The following is a 13,588-nucleotide window of genomic DNA, read 5'->3' on the forward strand; positions in this document are numbered from 1 at the left end:
AAGAAATTAGGAGATTGTAATGGTTAGAGGTGTTAACAAAGTCATTTTGATTGGAAATTTAGGCCAAGATCCAGAAGTACGTTTTACTCCGAATGGAAATGCCGTTGCTAACGTTACATTAGCCACTAGTGCAAGTTGGCGAGACAAACAAACTGGGGAGTCTCAAGAGCGCACAGAATGGCATCGCATCGCCTTCTTCAATCGACTAGCAGAAATTGTAGGTGAGTATTTACGCAAAGGTTCTAAGGTTTATATTGAAGGCAGCCTGCGTACGCGTAAATGGCAAGATAAAAGTGGTATTGATCGTTATACAACAGAAATTATTGCCAATGAAATGCATATGCTCGACAACCGTGGTACCAATAGCGGAAACCATAGTAATCAGCCAAATGAAGCAGACTCGAATAAGCAAAGTGGACTTTCTGCAAATACACCGCAAGCCCTTATGTCCAGCAGAGATGATTCACCACTTTCTGATTTCGATGACGATATTCCATTCTAATAATGAAGATCACTGCCCAACTTCGTCAACGTTTACAATCTAGAACACTAGAAAAATAGCCTTTAGCGTCTGTATAATGTGATAGCTGGTCAATTCCGGCACTTAGTTACTTTTTTAAAGATCGAAAAGCAATTATCGACACTGTGTTTGATTAGCTTAATTTATCGAAGGGATATTGATATCAATATCAACTTCTTTTTTATAATTGACATTGTCCAAATCAAATCCAAATAGCTGATAAAATTCTCTCCGATAACCTGCAATATCAGAAATGGTTTCAATATTGTCGTTTCCAATTGAATGCCATAATCGTTCTACCTCCTGCTGTACGTCGTATCTCATTTCCAAATCATCAATACGAATACGTCCTTCGACATCAGTTGGAATTTCATGATTATTATATAAATATTGACTAAACAATCTCCACATTTGTTCAATACAACCTTCGTGAATATTTTTTGTTTTCATTATCTTATAAAGTAATGAAATATAGAGCGGCACTACCGGAATAGCTGTGCTAGCGTGTGTAACTAATGCCTTATTTACCGAAATTAATGCTCGCCCATCCAATTTTAATTTTAACTGTATATCTAATTCCTTCACTGCTTTCTCTAAATGAAGTTTCGCTCTTCCGATTGTGCCATTACGGTAGATGGCATGCGTTAATTCTGGACCAATGTAAGTAAATGTAACTGCTTTGATGCCCTTTGCTAGACAATTATTTTTTAATAAAGCATCTATCCACAATATCCAATCTTCACCCCCCATCACAGCTTCAGTATCTTTAATTTCTTTTTCATTCGCTGGTTCGATAAAAATCTCACTCACTTTGCCCGTCATCACATTAACGGTTTTGTTACGATACTGTTGGCCAATCGGCTTTAAAACGGAATTAAACACTTCGCCGCTTTTAGGATGTATGCGGCGTGGAGAAGCGATGCTATAAATTACAAGATCAACATCACCTTGCCAATCATTTTGAATTAAATCAATTGTTTTTTGCTTAATTTCCTCTGAAAAAGCATCACCATTAATACTTTTAGCATATAACTCTTCATCACGAGCTACTTTTTCAAATGCAGCCGCATTATACCAACCCGCAGAAGCGGTTCGTTTTCCATTCGCAGGTTTCTCAAAAAACACGCCGACCGTTTTAGCGCCCATACCAAAGGCTGCCACAATCCGACTACCTAAACCAAAACCTGTCGAAGCTCCAATAACCAGTACCTTTTTAGGACCCTCGTTTAAACACGATTGCTTTTTGACATACTCAATCCATTGCATCACATACTTTGTACAACCTTCCGGATGCGCTGTTGTACAAATAAATCCCCGAATTTTCGGTTGGATAATCACGGAATCCTCTCCACAATGAACGAAGGATTTTTACAATACAATGGGCATAAAATAAATATAAAATCACACCACTCAATCGAACGGAAGCTTTCTCTACTTCGTCTTAGCAAAGCAACCAATTAGGATTCTCGCGTCTAAACTGAAATCCTACACAAGAATAAAATTCCATTCATATACCGTTAAATGGAGCTTCTGGGTCTTAACATGAGGAAAATGGTACTTTTTTTATGCCCCTTTAGCTGCTTTCGATTCTTTACGATCAACTAATTCAACTATAGCCGTCGGTGCGTTATCCCCTACACGAAAACCACATTTGAGTACACGACAATAACCACCAAGCCGGTCCCTATGACGGTGTCTAATTTCTTTGAAAAGTTTCACAACAGCAACATTATCACGCAAACGATTAAAAGCAAGACGACGATTGGCAACACTGTCTTCTTTCGCTAATGTAATTAATGGCTCAGTCAGTCGACATAATTCTTTAGCTTTAGGCAATGTCGTTTTAATGAGTTCGTGCTTAATTAACGACGCAGCCATATTCCGCAACATCGCTTTGCGATGCTGGCTCGTACGATTTAAATGTCTGCCACTTTTACGATGGTGCACTACCTATTTCTCCTCTGCTAAACTAGTCGGCGGCCACCCTTTGATATTCATACCTAAACTTAAACCGTTTTGTGCAAGAACGCTCTTAATTTCGATCAATGATTTTCTTCCTAAATTAGGGGTTTTCAGCAGATCATTTTCCGAACGCTCCACTAAGTCTCCGATGTAATAAATACTTTCTGCTTTTAAGCAATTAGCCGCCCGCACCGTTAATTCCAGATCATCAACAGGGCGTAACAATAACGGATCAATTTTATCTTCTTGCCCGCTACTGCTATGATATTCTTCATGTTTTAAATCCACAAAGGCAACTAACTGATGTTGTAGAATAGTCGCTGCACAGCGGATAGCCTCTTCTGGATTTAGAGTACCATTCGTTTCAAGATCAATAAGCAATTTATCTAAATCGGTTCGTTTTTCCACCCGCGCATTTTCCACCGCATAGGTTACACGGCGGACTGGACTATAAGAGGCATCCAACAGCAGAATACCAACAGGACGAGTTTTTTCCCCATCCATACGGGCACTTGCAGGATCATAACCACGACCCATAGCGACTTTGAGGGCTATATTAACTTCGCCTTCTTTTGTCAGGTGAGCAATAACGTGATTAGGATTCATAATCCTGACGTCGTGATCAGCTCTAATATCGGCAGCAGTAACGGTTCCTGCTCCTTTCATATTCAATGTTAATTTAGCTTCATCACGGCCATCGAGCCTAATCGCGACTCCTTTCAAATTCAATAAAATATCAACAACATCTTCACGAATTCCTTCAATGGAACTGTACTCATGCAACACTCCCTCAATCTCTGCTTCAACAATTGCTGCCCCCGGCATTGAAGATAACAAAATTCGGCGCAGTGCGTTTCCCAAAGTATGCCCAAAGCCCCGTTCCAGTGGCTCTAGAACGATACGAAAATGGTTGGGTGAAACAGTTTGAACTTGAATATTTTTCGGTGTCAAAAAAGATTTATAAATAGCTTGCATATCTATTAGCCTCTTATTTAGCTCCTTATTTCGAATAGAGTTCGACAACGAGATTGACTTTAAATTCAGCAGGTAATTCAGTCACATCTGGCTGATCTTTAAAGGTACCAACCATTTTTTTCGCATCGACTTCAATCCACGAGAGCAAAGCGCGTTGTTGTGCTAATTCCAATGCGCCTTTAATGCGAAGTTGATTCTTAGCTCTGTCATGAACTTCAATAACATTTCCCGGTTTTACTTGACACGAAGAAATATTAACAATTGCCCCATTCACCAAAATAGCTTTATGGCTCACTAACTGTCTTGCTTCTGCCCGAGTCGCCGCAAAACCCATACGATAGACTACATTATCGAGGCGACATTCTAATAATCTCAATAAGTTGTCACCGGTAGAACCTTTTAATAGATCAGCTCGTTTATAATAATTGCGGAATTGTTTTTCCAACACATCATAATAGCGTTTGATCATTTGTTTCATTCGTAATTGGACACCGTAATCGGTAGTTCGACCACGTCGTTGCCAATGAATACCTGGAATACGCTCAATATTGCATTTTGAGTCGATTGCACGAATACCGCTTTTTAACTGCAAATCCGTTTTTTCGCGACGTGATAACCGACACTTTGGACCTAAATATCTCGACATTATTGAATACCTCCTACACTCGTCGTTTCTTGCGTGGTCGACAACCGTTATGAGGTAAGCTTGTGCAATCTTGCAAGTTAATAACTTCCAAACCTGCGGAACGTAATCCTCGAATAGCTGAATCACGACCTGCACCAGGACCTTTAACACGCACTGCAATCCGCCGCATATCGAAATTTTCGCGTGCCACTCGACCCACTTCTTCTGAAGCTAACTGTGCTCCATAGGGAGTTCCTTTCCGTGACCCTTTAAAACCAGAGCCGCCTGCAGAACGAAAACACAGGACATTGCCTTGTGGATCAGATACGCTAACCATGGTGTTATTAAATGTCGCTCTAATATGAGCAATGCCTTCAGTGACTTTGCGATAACGTTTCTTTACCATGATGGAACAACCTTAATTATCAAGTTCTTATTATAGGTTTGCGCTTACCTTTACGAATGCGCGCATTGGTACGTGTTCGTTGGCCGCGCACAGGCAATCCGCGGCGGTGGCGAATGCCCTGATATGTGCCTAAATCCATCTTTCTTTTAATATTCATCGAGCGTTCACGACGTAGATCACCTTCGACTGAGAATTTACCCACCTCATTACGCAAAGCTTCCAATTCAGTATCTAAGAATTCATTGATTTTTTTCTTGGATCAACGTTAATAGTCTCACAAATTTTTAAGGCTCTAGAATCACCGATACCGTATATGGCTTGTAACGCTATCCGCGCGTGCTTTTGTACCGGAATATTAACACCTGCGATACGAGCTACCATTCTATTCTTTACTCCAACTTACTAATTTTCATCAAAAAAGCGCCTAAGCATACCCTTTATCACTTGACAAATCAAGTAATAAGAGAAACTATTTCCCACCTTTCTGTCGCTGTTTATGTCTAGCGTTAGTGCAAATCACTCGCACGACACGAACTCGTCGAATCACTTTACAATTTCGACACATTCTTTTTACTGATGCTCTAACTTTCATTCCGCTGCCTCCGTTATCTAATAAGCCCAAATTTTGATCCTTTTGTGCCTGATTTTTTCATTAGGGATTCATATTGATAGCTCATTAAGTGTGCCTGCACTTGAGCCATGAAGTCCATAATGACCACCACAACAATTAACAAAGAAGTTCCGCCGAAATAGAAAGGAAGATTCCATGCCAAGATCAAAAATTGTGGTAAAAGAGAGACTACGATCAGATAGATAGAACCAGAAAAAGTCAGTCTAGTCATTACTTTATTAATGTAATTCACGGTTTGTTCACCTGGACGAATACTAGGAATAAAAGCACCTGATTTTTTCAAATTTTCGGCAGTTTCTTTCGGATTAAATACTAAAGCCGTATAGAAAAAGCTGAAAAACATTACAGTAATAGCAAAAATTATGATATAAGCTGGCTGGCCACTAGAAAGTGCCAAAGAAACATCATTTAACCAGCCCAATCCTTTTACTGAAGACATAAATTTAGCAACTGCGCCAGGAAATAAAATGATACTTTGTGCAAAAATGACAGGAATTACTCCTGCCATATTGATTTTTAGTGGCAAATGACTGCTTTGTGCAGCATATAATTTTCTGCCTTGCTGACGCTTCGCATAGTTAATCGTAATACGCCGTTGAGCACGTTCAAAAAATACTACAACAAAGGTAATTATGATTACTACCATTATTAAAAGTAATAATGTTAATAACGACATTTGGCCTTGCCGAACCTGGATAAATACTTGTCCCACTGATGCCGGAAAACGCGAAGCAATACTTGCAAAAATAATTAAAGAAATACCACTCCCTACACCGTGCTCTGTCATTTGCTCGCCAAGCCACATTAAAAACAGCGTACCAGTAACCAGTGTGACAACCGCGATAAAATAAAAACCTAAGCTCGGATTAATCACTGTGCCACTGCGTACCAGCCACTTGGCCATAAAAATGGACTGTAGTAAGGATAAAATAACGGTCCCATAGCGTGTATATTGGTTAATCTTACGACGCCCAGCGTCCCCTCCTTCCTTTCGGAGTATTTGCATAGTCGGAGAAATTTGGCTGTATATTTGAATGACAATAGAAGAGGAAACATATGGCATTACCCCTAATGCAAAAATTGTCATCCGGCTCAAGGAGCCACCGGAAAACATATTAAACATTCCGAGAAAGCCCATTTCGTGTCGCTGAAAGAGTTGTGCCAGTCGGGCAGGATCAAGGCCAGGAACTGGAATGTAAGCACCAAGTCGATACACTATGATGCTAATCAAAACGAATAACAAGCGACGTTTCAACTCGCTCAGGCCACCTTGCGACAAAGATGCACCGAGTTTTTTAGCCATTTATCTTACCCAGTCCTTAATTAGAGGAGAATCGTGTTTATTATTCGACCTTACCGTCCACTGCTTTAATGGCAGTCTTAACACCTTTTGTGACACACAGACCACGAATGGTCATAGGTTTTTCTAATTTACCAGAAGCGAATATTTTAACGTACTTAATTCGACTACTGATGATATTAGCAGCTCTTAATACCTTCATATCTACCACATCACCCATAATTTTATTTAATTCATGCAACCGCACCTCAGCTGAAAATAAACGTTTTCGCGAAGTAAAACCAAATTTCGGTACCCGACGCTGCAGAGACATCTGCCCGCCTTCGAAACCGACTTTATGATAACCGCCTGAACGCGAATGCTGACCTTTGCAACCGCGGCCGCACGTCTTGCCTTTGCCACTACCGATACCACGGCCTACCCGCATTTTGCATTTTCTAGAACCTTCATCAGGTTTTAAATTATTTAATTGCATCTCAAGCTTCCACAACCTGTAATAAGTAAGCAGCTTTCTTGATTAGACCGCGGTTAGCAGGAGTATCAATGACCTCTACTGATTGCCGAATATGACGTAATCCTAAAGCTTCAACACACTTTCGATGACCTGGCTTCCGACCAAATTTACTTTTTATTAAAGTAACACGTAACCTTTTTTCTACCATGATTATTTACTCCGTAATCTCTTTAATAGTTTTGCCACGTTTTGCAGCCACGAATTCTGGCGTTTCCATTTTGTTTAATCCCTTAAATGTTGCGCGAACTACGTTAATCGGATTTGAGGAACCAATACATTTTGATAATGCATTTTGCACACCCATCACTTCAAAAACAGCGCGCATCACATTACCAGCGATCACCCCTGTACCTTCTGAAGCAGGCAGCATCAATACGGTTGACGATGCGTGCGAAGCTTCGATAGGGTGATGCAAAGTATTGCCTCGCAAATGTACGAAAATCATATTGCGACGTGCGTTTTCTGTCGCTTTTTGGATTGCAACCGGCACTTCTCTAGCTTTACCCAAACCAAAACCGACTTTACCTTCACCATCACCTGCTACGACCAACGCGGAAAAACCAAAAACGCGTCCGCCTTTAACTACTTTCGCTGTTCGTCGCACTTCAATCAGTTTTTCCTGAATCCCGTCTGTTGTTGTATCAGTACCTGCTTCTCGCATATAAATATACCTTTAATTAAAATTCAAGACCACCTTCGCGTGCTGCCTCTGCGAGCGCACGCACACGACCATGGTATTTATAACCACTGCGATCAAAGGCCACTTTTGTAACACCTGCTTTCTTTGCACGCTCCGCAATGAGCTTTCCTATCACAGAAGCTGCCTGAACATTACCACCATATTTCAATTGATTTCTTACTTTTTCTCTACAGTAGATGCAGCAGCTAATACGTTAGCGTCAGTGCCTGAAATCAGTTGCGTATATACGTGATTAAGTGACCGATGAACGCATAAACGCACCATACCCAATTCTCTGATTTTTGCTCGTGTTCGACGTGCACGGCGTAGTTGTTTTTGTCGTTTATCCATTACTTCTTTTTTGCCTCTTTACGAACCACACGTTCATCGTCATATCGTATGCCTTTACCCTTATAAGGTTCTGGCGGTCTTACTGCACGAATATCAGCAGCCATCTGGCAAACCGCATGTCTATCAGTACCTTTGATAATTATTTCAGTTGCACTCGGGGTTTCTACGGAAAGACCCGTCATCATTTCTATCTTAACGGGATGGGAGAAACCAACAGTCAAATGAAGTACCTTATCTTCTGCTTTAGCTCGATAACCCACGCCTACTAAAACCAATTTACGTTTAAATCCTTCGTGCACACCATGCACCATATTGTTCAATATCGCGCGGCTTGTTCCTGCTAGTGCATTGGATTCCGGTAAATCATTTATCGGCATTAATTGAAGTTCGCCTTCTCCTCTTGCAACCTTGACTGCTCCGTGAACGATTTTCCTAAGTTCGCCCAATTTCCCTCTCACGGTCACTTGTTGCCCTTCCACATTCACATCAACACCAGTTGGGATTTTGATCGGATTTTTAGCAATACGACTCACCATATACTTCCCCTAACTGATGTAACAGAGGACTTCACCGCCTTCGCTCTGACGACGTGCTTGACGATCAGACATTATACCTTTTGAAGTCGAAATAATTGAAATCCCCAAACCATTTTTAACTGTCGGCAGTTCGTTTTTACCCTTATAAACGCGTAACGCAGGGCAACTAACTCGCTCAATACACGCAATCACTGGTTCTCCTTCGTGATATTTCAGTTCAATAACCAATAGAGGCTTCTTCGTCAAATCGTCTTCTTTGCGATAGTCGACGATATACCCTTCCTCTTTGAGCACTTTTGCGATGCTTAATTTCAACGTCGACAAAGGTATTGTCACTTCTTTTTTCGCTACTGCTTGCGCATTACGCATACGCGTTAGCATATCTGAAATAGGATCTTGTATCATATTACCAACTCGCCTTTTTTAAACCAGGCACATCACCCCGCATTGCCGCTTCACGTAAATGAATACGACACAATCCAAATTTCCTCAATATGCCGCGAGAACGACCACAATCACGGCACCGGATTCTCACACGAACGGCGCTTTCGTCTCTGTGGCTTTTTTGTAATTTTAACATTGCAATTTCTTGTTCTTCTAGTTTTCCTTTCAAAACGATCCTTCTAAGCTCCAGCCGTTTTTTGCGCGCCGATCGTGATCTTAGGATACGTTTCTTATTTCGTTCAATAACACTTAATTTCGCCATCAATTAATCTACCCTAATCTTTTAACGGAAAACCAAATGCCTTTAACAAGGCATGCGCCTCCATATTGGTTCGCGCTGTTGTAGTAATGGTAATATCCATTCCCCGAATAACATCAATTTTGTCATACTGAATTTCTGGAAAAGCGATTTGCTCACGAATCCCAAAACTATAATTTCCACGTCCATCAAATGATTTTGAGCCAAAGCCACGAAAATCTCGAATACGTGGGATGGTAACTGAAATCAATCGTTTCAAAAACTCATACATACGTTCGCGACGCAAGGTTACTTTACAACCGATCGGCCATCCTGCACGAATCTTAAATCCTGCTTCTGACTTGCGCGCATAGGTCACTATCGGCTTTTGTCCCGAAACTCTCATCATATCCATCACAGCGCACTCAATAATTTTCCTATCCGAGATTGCTTCACCAAGACCCATATTAAGCGTAATTTTCTTAATGCGAGGAACGGCCATCTCTGACTCAAATCCGAACTCCTTTTTGAGAGCTGGCACAATGGTTTTACTGTAAAGCTCTTGTAATTCAACCATAATTCTGTCCTATGCTAATCCTATCTCTGGGGGGGATGATAGGATTACACATCAATCATCTCATTATTCGATCTAAAAGTACGCACCTTCGATCCATCCTCCAAGATTTTTATTTTTACCCGATCCGCTTTTTTGGTCGCCAGATTATATATAGCTACGTTGGAAACATGAATACTTAATGCGCGTTCAAGTATTCCACCTTGTTCATTCTGATTCGGATTGGGTCTCACATGTTTTTTAGCCAGATTGACACCCTCAACTAAGATGCGATTATTAGAACAAACCTTCAACACCTTACCTTGCCGTCCTTTATCTTTCCCTGCAATTAGAATTACAGTGTCATCCTTTTTAATTTTTTTCATCACCACCCCGACTCATACCTATAAAACTTCTAAGGACAGTGAAATTATTTTCATAAATTTTGCCCGTAGCTCACGGGTTACAGGGCCAAAAATACGCGTCCCGATCGGTTGTAACTGGTTATTCAGCAACACAACTGCATTGTTATCAAACCGAATTAAAGAACCATCATCGCGACGAATACCTTTGCGTGTTCGTACTACTACTGCAGTCATCACTTCTCCTTTTTTCACTTTCCCTCGTGGAATTGCTTCTTTAATGCTAACTTTAATTAAATCACCAATACGTGCATAACGGCGTTTAGAACCACCCAATACTTTGATACACATTACACGCCGGGCTCCACTATTATCTGCTACACCAATAACGGATTGTGTCTGAATCATCGCTGTTCCCTCACTTCACTATTTCCGCTCTTTCCTTAATTTTAACTAATACCCAACTTTTCGTTTTTGAGATCGGCCGACATTCACGAATAGTAACTATATCATACTCCTGACATTTATTACCCGGGTCATGTGCGTGTATTTTCATGGAACGTCTAATAAATTTTCCATATTTAGGATGTTGTACGCGACGTTCAATTAACACGACAATGGTGTCCTTCATTTTATTCCTTATCACTACCCCAGTTAGGGTACGTACCATTTTTTCATTCTTACTCACGCTTACATTCCTTTTCTTTCAAAATGGTCTTAACGCGGGCGATATTGCGGCGCACCTGTTTATAAAGATGAGGTCGCGGCACCTCACTCATGCCTTTTTGCATACGCAAGTTAAACCACTCTCTCATTAAATCCAGCAATTCTTTTCTTAGCCCATCCATTGATTTATTACGTAAATCACTAATGTTCATTTACATCACCATTCGCTTCATAAATAAACACTTCAACGGCAATTTCGCTGCTGCGCGGGTAAATGCTTCACGTGCAAGAACTTCATCAATCCCTTCAATTTCAAAAATCATTCGACCTGGTTGTACTAATGCTACCCAATATTCAACACTACCTTTACCTTTGCCTTGTCGCACTTCTAAAGGTTTTTTCGTAATTGGTTTATCCGGAAAAATACGAATAATAATTTTTCCACCACGTTTAACATGGCGTGCCACTGCACGACGTGCCGCTTCCAATTGACGTGACGTAATTCGCGCACACTCTGTCGCTTTAAGACCAAATTCTCCGAAGCTAACCCGATTACCCTGCGAGGCAATCCCTCGATTGCGGCCCTTAAAATCTTTGCGATATTTCCTATTACTCGGTTGTAGCATTTAACAACTCCCGTTATTTCCATACTGCTTCTTCAATCGCCTGCGAAGGAGCTGCTTCTTCAGCGGGCACTCTTGGCATATGCAACTCACCTTTAAAAATCCATACCTTCACTCCAATTACACCATATGTGGTTTTCGCAATAGCCGTACTATAATCAATATCTGCCCGGAAAGTATGCAATGGAACACGTCCTTCTCGATACCATTCTGTTCTTGCAATTTCAGCACCACCTAAACGGCCACTAACACTGATTTTAATACCAAGCGCTCCTTGACGCATTGTATTTTGTACAGCGCGCTTCATGGCACGACGAAACATTACTCGACGTTCCAACTGCTGAGCAATATTTTCTGCTACTAATTTAGCGTCCAATTCCGGTTTTCTAATTTCTTCAATAGTGATATGCACAGGAACTTTCATTACTCTCGACATTTCAGCGCGTAATTCTTCAATTTCGCCGCCCTTTTTACCAATAATGACACCGGGGCGCGCTGAATAAATTGCGATTTTTGCATTTCTCGCAGGCCTCTCAATCTGAATGCGACTAACGAAAGCATTCTTCAAGCGTTCTTCTAACAATTGCCTCACTTTCAGATCGTCATTTAAGAGATCTGCATAATCTTTTTTATCCGCATACCACTTTGACGTCCAGCTTGTTGTGATACCCAGTCGGATCCCTTTTGGATTGACTTTTTGACCCATTAGTTATTCTCCCCGTCCGCGCGTATTCGCTACCTTAACAGTAATGTAGCAGGTACGCTTTAGAATTCGATTTACACGGCCACGGGCACGTGGACAAAACCTTCTTTGCATTGGACCTTTATCAACCATTACTGAGGACACCTTTAACTCATCAATATCTATCCCTGCATTGTGTTCCGCATTGGCGATCGCTGAGTCTAACACTTTTTTCATGATAGCTGCTGATTTTTTATTGCTAAAACGCAATAAATCAACGGCCTGTTCGGCAGATAACCCTCGAATTTGAGCGCCCACCAGCCTCGCTTTCTGGTCAGAAATACGTACGTATTTTGCTATCGCGCTTATTTCCATATCATCATTCACCCTCTTTCTTCGCCTTACGATTACCAGAATGGGCACGGAATGTGCGTGTAATCGCAAATTCACCTAATTTATGACCCACCATATTTTCTGAAACATAAATTGGCATATGTTGACGACCGTTGTGTATTGCGATCGTTAAGCCGACCATTTCAGGGGTTACCATCGAACGCCGCGACCAGGTTTTGATAGGGCGCTTACTACCTTCTTTTTGTGCTTGTTTCACCTTTTTCATCAGGTGATGGTCCACAAATGGCCCTTTTTTAGTCGATCTTGGCACGTTTTATTCCTCTTTATTTCTTACGTCGATCACGAATAATCATATTGCTGGTACGCTTATTGCGACGTGTTTTATAGCCTTTAGTTGGCTTACCCGTTGGTGATACTGGATGGCGGCCACCCGAAGTTTTACCTTCACCACCGCCATGAGGATGATCCACTGGGTTCATTGCAACACCACGAACAGTCGGCCGTCGGCCGCGCCATCGTTTAGCACCTGCTTTTCCGAGTGAGCGCAAACTATGTTCTGAATTCGATACTTCACCGACACAAGCTCGACAGGTCGCCAGTATCTTACGCATTTCTCCTGAACGCATACGAACGATTACATAAATACCCTCTTTAGCGGTCAATTGAGCCGAAGCTCCTGCACTACGAATTAACTGAGCACCCTTACCAGGTTTCAACTCTACATTGTGAATTGTGGCTCCCAAAGAAATATTCTGCAATGGCAAGCAGTTCCCCGGCTTAATTGGCGCCTCCTTCCCGGACATAACTTTAGAGCCTTTATACACACCTTTTGGTGCGATAATGTAACGACGCTCTCCATCAGGATATAAAATTAATGCAATATGAGCACTACGGTTGGGATCATACTCCAATCGCTCCACGGTACCTTCAATGCCTTCTTTATCACGCTTAAAATCAATAATACGATAATGACGCTTATGGCCACCGCCGCGTCGTCTCACCGTAATACGACCTTGATTGTTACGGCAATTAATCCGATTTTTACTTTCGATCAACGGTGCATACGGATCACCTTTATGCAATTCCCGATGTACAACTTTAACAACAAAGCGCCTCCCTGGTGATGTTGGTTTTGTTTTTACTAACACCATTTTTACTCCAACTTTC

At 41.4% G+C, this 13,588-nt stretch carries 24 protein-coding genes and 2 pseudogenes; 1 reads left to right on the forward strand and 25 read right to left on the reverse strand.

Annotated elements, in window-relative coordinates:
• Positions 1 to 19: 19 nt before the first annotated feature.
• A complete protein-coding gene (gene ssb, locus LG660_RS01955) occupies positions 20 to 502 on the forward strand; it encodes a single-stranded DNA-binding protein (RefSeq protein WP_258267664.1) in 483 nt (160 codons plus the stop codon).
• A gap of 156 nt (positions 503 to 658) precedes the next feature.
• Here ssb and fabV read toward each other — a convergent pair whose 3' ends face one another.
• From fabV to rplB, 25 genes and pseudogenes are all read right to left on the reverse strand, one after another.
• Complete coding sequence (gene fabV, locus LG660_RS01960; protein WP_258267665.1) at positions 659 to 1,858, reverse strand: enoyl-ACP reductase FabV; 1,200 nt, start codon at positions 1,856 to 1,858, stop codon at positions 659 to 661.
• 225 nt (positions 1,859 to 2,083) lie between these two features.
• Positions 2,084 to 2,467 carry a 50S ribosomal protein L17 gene (gene rplQ / locus LG660_RS01965; RefSeq protein WP_258267666.1) on the reverse strand — a complete coding sequence of 128 codons (384 nt, stop codon included), beginning with the start codon at positions 2,465 to 2,467 and terminating at the stop codon, positions 2,084 to 2,086.
• A 3-nt stretch (positions 2,468 to 2,470) separates the two neighbouring features.
• On the reverse strand, positions 2,471 to 3,457 hold the full coding sequence (locus LG660_RS01970; RefSeq protein WP_258267667.1) for a DNA-directed RNA polymerase subunit alpha: 987 nt from the start codon (positions 3,455 to 3,457) through the stop codon (positions 2,471 to 2,473).
• 25 nt (positions 3,458 to 3,482) lie between these two features.
• Complete coding sequence (gene rpsD, locus LG660_RS01975) at positions 3,483 to 4,103, reverse strand: 30S ribosomal protein S4 (protein WP_258267668.1); 621 nt, start codon at positions 4,101 to 4,103, stop codon at positions 3,483 to 3,485.
• A gap of 13 nt (positions 4,104 to 4,116) precedes the next feature.
• Positions 4,117 to 4,488 carry a 30S ribosomal protein S11 gene (gene rpsK, locus LG660_RS01980; protein ID WP_258267669.1) on the reverse strand — a complete coding sequence of 124 codons (372 nt, stop codon included), beginning with the start codon at positions 4,486 to 4,488 and terminating at the stop codon, positions 4,117 to 4,119.
• Positions 4,489 to 4,507: 19 nt separating this feature from the next.
• A pseudogene (rpsM, locus tag LG660_RS01985) lies at positions 4,508 to 4,869 on the reverse strand (30S ribosomal protein S13).
• Between the two features lie 88 nt (positions 4,870 to 4,957).
• Positions 4,958 to 5,080, reverse strand: a complete 123-nt coding sequence (rpmJ, locus tag LG660_RS01990; RefSeq protein WP_258267670.1) for a 50S ribosomal protein L36 — start codon at positions 5,078 to 5,080, stop codon at positions 4,958 to 4,960.
• A 13-nt stretch (positions 5,081 to 5,093) separates the two neighbouring features.
• Positions 5,094 to 6,422, reverse strand: a complete 1,329-nt coding sequence (secY, locus tag LG660_RS01995) for a preprotein translocase subunit SecY (RefSeq protein WP_258267671.1) — start codon at positions 6,420 to 6,422, stop codon at positions 5,094 to 5,096.
• A gap of 40 nt (positions 6,423 to 6,462) precedes the next feature.
• Positions 6,463 to 6,894 carry a 50S ribosomal protein L15 gene (rplO, locus tag LG660_RS02000; protein WP_258267672.1) on the reverse strand — a complete coding sequence of 144 codons (432 nt, stop codon included), beginning with the start codon at positions 6,892 to 6,894 and terminating at the stop codon, positions 6,463 to 6,465.
• Position 6,895: 1 nt separating this feature from the next.
• The gene (gene rpmD, locus LG660_RS02005) at positions 6,896 to 7,084 is read right to left on the reverse strand and encodes a 50S ribosomal protein L30 (RefSeq protein WP_373566704.1); all 189 of its coding nucleotides are present in this window, start codon (positions 7,082 to 7,084) and stop codon (positions 6,896 to 6,898) included.
• Between the two features lie 3 nt (positions 7,085 to 7,087).
• The gene (rpsE, locus tag LG660_RS02010; protein ID WP_258267674.1) at positions 7,088 to 7,594 is read right to left on the reverse strand and encodes a 30S ribosomal protein S5; all 507 of its coding nucleotides are present in this window, start codon (positions 7,592 to 7,594) and stop codon (positions 7,088 to 7,090) included.
• 16 nt (positions 7,595 to 7,610) lie between these two features.
• Positions 7,611 to 7,963 (reverse strand): annotated as a pseudogene (rplR, locus tag LG660_RS02015) (50S ribosomal protein L18).
• Complete coding sequence (gene rplF / locus LG660_RS02020; RefSeq protein WP_444861386.1) at positions 7,963 to 8,499, reverse strand: 50S ribosomal protein L6; 537 nt, start codon at positions 8,497 to 8,499, stop codon at positions 7,963 to 7,965. The pseudogene rplR and the gene rplF overlap by 1 nt, the downstream one beginning before the upstream one ends.
• A 9-nt stretch (positions 8,500 to 8,508) precedes the next feature.
• Complete coding sequence (rpsH, locus tag LG660_RS02025; RefSeq protein WP_444861388.1) at positions 8,509 to 8,901, reverse strand: 30S ribosomal protein S8; 393 nt, start codon at positions 8,899 to 8,901, stop codon at positions 8,509 to 8,511.
• A 4-nt stretch (positions 8,902 to 8,905) separates the two neighbouring features.
• Positions 8,906 to 9,205 carry a 30S ribosomal protein S14 gene (gene rpsN / locus LG660_RS02030; RefSeq protein WP_258267676.1) on the reverse strand — a complete coding sequence of 100 codons (300 nt, stop codon included), beginning with the start codon at positions 9,203 to 9,205 and terminating at the stop codon, positions 8,906 to 8,908.
• A gap of 13 nt (positions 9,206 to 9,218) precedes the next feature.
• A complete protein-coding gene (gene rplE, locus LG660_RS02035) occupies positions 9,219 to 9,758 on the reverse strand; it encodes a 50S ribosomal protein L5 (protein ID WP_258267677.1) in 540 nt (179 codons plus the stop codon).
• Between the two features lie 44 nt (positions 9,759 to 9,802).
• Complete coding sequence (rplX, locus tag LG660_RS02040; protein WP_373566699.1) at positions 9,803 to 10,126, reverse strand: 50S ribosomal protein L24; 324 nt, start codon at positions 10,124 to 10,126, stop codon at positions 9,803 to 9,805.
• 12 nt (positions 10,127 to 10,138) lie between these two features.
• Entirely contained in the window at positions 10,139 to 10,504 is a 366-nt protein-coding gene (rplN, locus tag LG660_RS02045; RefSeq protein WP_258267679.1) for a 50S ribosomal protein L14, read from the reverse strand.
• A 10-nt stretch (positions 10,505 to 10,514) separates the two neighbouring features.
• Positions 10,515 to 10,784, reverse strand: a complete 270-nt coding sequence (gene rpsQ / locus LG660_RS02050) for a 30S ribosomal protein S17 (protein ID WP_444861387.1) — start codon at positions 10,782 to 10,784, stop codon at positions 10,515 to 10,517.
• Positions 10,777 to 10,974: a 50S ribosomal protein L29 gene (gene rpmC / locus LG660_RS02055; RefSeq protein WP_258267680.1), complete on the reverse strand. Its 198-nt coding sequence runs from the start codon at positions 10,972 to 10,974 to the stop codon at positions 10,777 to 10,779. Before rpmC ends, rpsQ begins: the two co-directional genes overlap by 8 nt.
• On the reverse strand, positions 10,975 to 11,388 hold the full coding sequence (gene rplP / locus LG660_RS02060; protein ID WP_258267681.1) for a 50S ribosomal protein L16: 414 nt from the start codon (positions 11,386 to 11,388) through the stop codon (positions 10,975 to 10,977).
• Between the two features lie 13 nt (positions 11,389 to 11,401).
• Positions 11,402 to 12,091, reverse strand: a complete 690-nt coding sequence (rpsC, locus tag LG660_RS02065; RefSeq protein WP_258267682.1) for a 30S ribosomal protein S3 — start codon at positions 12,089 to 12,091, stop codon at positions 11,402 to 11,404.
• A 3-nt stretch (positions 12,092 to 12,094) separates the two neighbouring features.
• On the reverse strand, positions 12,095 to 12,442 hold the full coding sequence (gene rplV / locus LG660_RS02070) for a 50S ribosomal protein L22 (protein ID WP_258267718.1): 348 nt from the start codon (positions 12,440 to 12,442) through the stop codon (positions 12,095 to 12,097).
• Between the two features lie 4 nt (positions 12,443 to 12,446).
• Positions 12,447 to 12,731 (reverse strand): 30S ribosomal protein S19, encoded by a 285-nt coding sequence (gene rpsS, locus LG660_RS02075; RefSeq protein WP_258267683.1) that lies wholly within the window; start codon positions 12,729 to 12,731, stop codon positions 12,447 to 12,449.
• 13 nt (positions 12,732 to 12,744) lie between these two features.
• A complete protein-coding gene (rplB, locus tag LG660_RS02080) occupies positions 12,745 to 13,572 on the reverse strand; it encodes a 50S ribosomal protein L2 (protein ID WP_258267719.1) in 828 nt (275 codons plus the stop codon).
• Between the last annotated feature and the right edge of the window lie 16 nt (positions 13,573 to 13,588).

Source organism: Coxiella-like endosymbiont (assembly GCF_024730665.1).
Classification (GTDB): domain Bacteria; phylum Pseudomonadota; class Gammaproteobacteria; order Coxiellales; family Coxiellaceae; genus Coxiella.

Coding starts and splice junctions, on each gene's coding strand:
- ssb (WP_258267664.1), top strand. CDS start 20: ATGGTTAGAGGTGTTAACAAAGTCATTTTGATTGGAAATTTAGGCCAA.
- LG660_RS01970 (WP_258267667.1), bottom strand. CDS start 3,457: ATGCAAGCTATTTATAAATCTTTTTTGACACCGAAAAATATTCAAGTT.
- rpsD (WP_258267668.1), bottom strand. CDS start 4,103: ATGTCGAGATATTTAGGTCCAAAGTGTCGGTTATCACGTCGCGAAAAA.
- rpsK (WP_258267669.1), bottom strand. CDS start 4,488: ATGGTAAAGAAACGTTATCGCAAAGTCACTGAAGGCATTGCTCATATT.
- rpmJ (WP_258267670.1), bottom strand. CDS start 5,080: ATGAAAGTTAGAGCATCAGTAAAAAGAATGTGTCGAAATTGTAAAGTG.
- secY (WP_258267671.1), bottom strand. CDS start 6,422: ATGGCTAAAAAACTCGGTGCATCTTTGTCGCAAGGTGGCCTGAGCGAG.
- rplO (WP_258267672.1), bottom strand. CDS start 6,894: ATGCAATTAAATAATTTAAAACCTGATGAAGGTTCTAGAAAATGCAAA.
- rpsE (WP_258267674.1), bottom strand. CDS start 7,594: ATGCGAGAAGCAGGTACTGATACAACAACAGACGGGATTCAGGAAAAA.
- rplF (WP_444861386.1), bottom strand. CDS start 8,499: ATGGTGAGTCGTATTGCTAAAAATCCGATCAAAATCCCAACTGGTGTT.
- rpsN (WP_258267676.1), bottom strand. CDS start 9,205: ATGGCGAAATTAAGTGTTATTGAACGAAATAAGAAACGTATCCTAAGA.
- rplE (WP_258267677.1), bottom strand. CDS start 9,758: ATGGTTGAATTACAAGAGCTTTACAGTAAAACCATTGTGCCAGCTCTC.
- rplN (WP_258267679.1), bottom strand. CDS start 10,504: ATGATTCAGACACAATCCGTTATTGGTGTAGCAGATAATAGTGGAGCC.
- rpmC (WP_258267680.1), bottom strand. CDS start 10,974: ATGAACATTAGTGATTTACGTAATAAATCAATGGATGGGCTAAGAAAA.
- rplP (WP_258267681.1), bottom strand. CDS start 11,388: ATGCTACAACCGAGTAATAGGAAATATCGCAAAGATTTTAAGGGCCGC.
- rpsC (WP_258267682.1), bottom strand. CDS start 12,091: ATGGGTCAAAAAGTCAATCCAAAAGGGATCCGACTGGGTATCACAACA.
- rplV (WP_258267718.1), bottom strand. CDS start 12,442: ATGGAAATAAGCGCGATAGCAAAATACGTACGTATTTCTGACCAGAAA.
- rplB (WP_258267719.1), bottom strand. CDS start 13,572: ATGGTGTTAGTAAAAACAAAACCAACATCACCAGGGAGGCGCTTTGTT.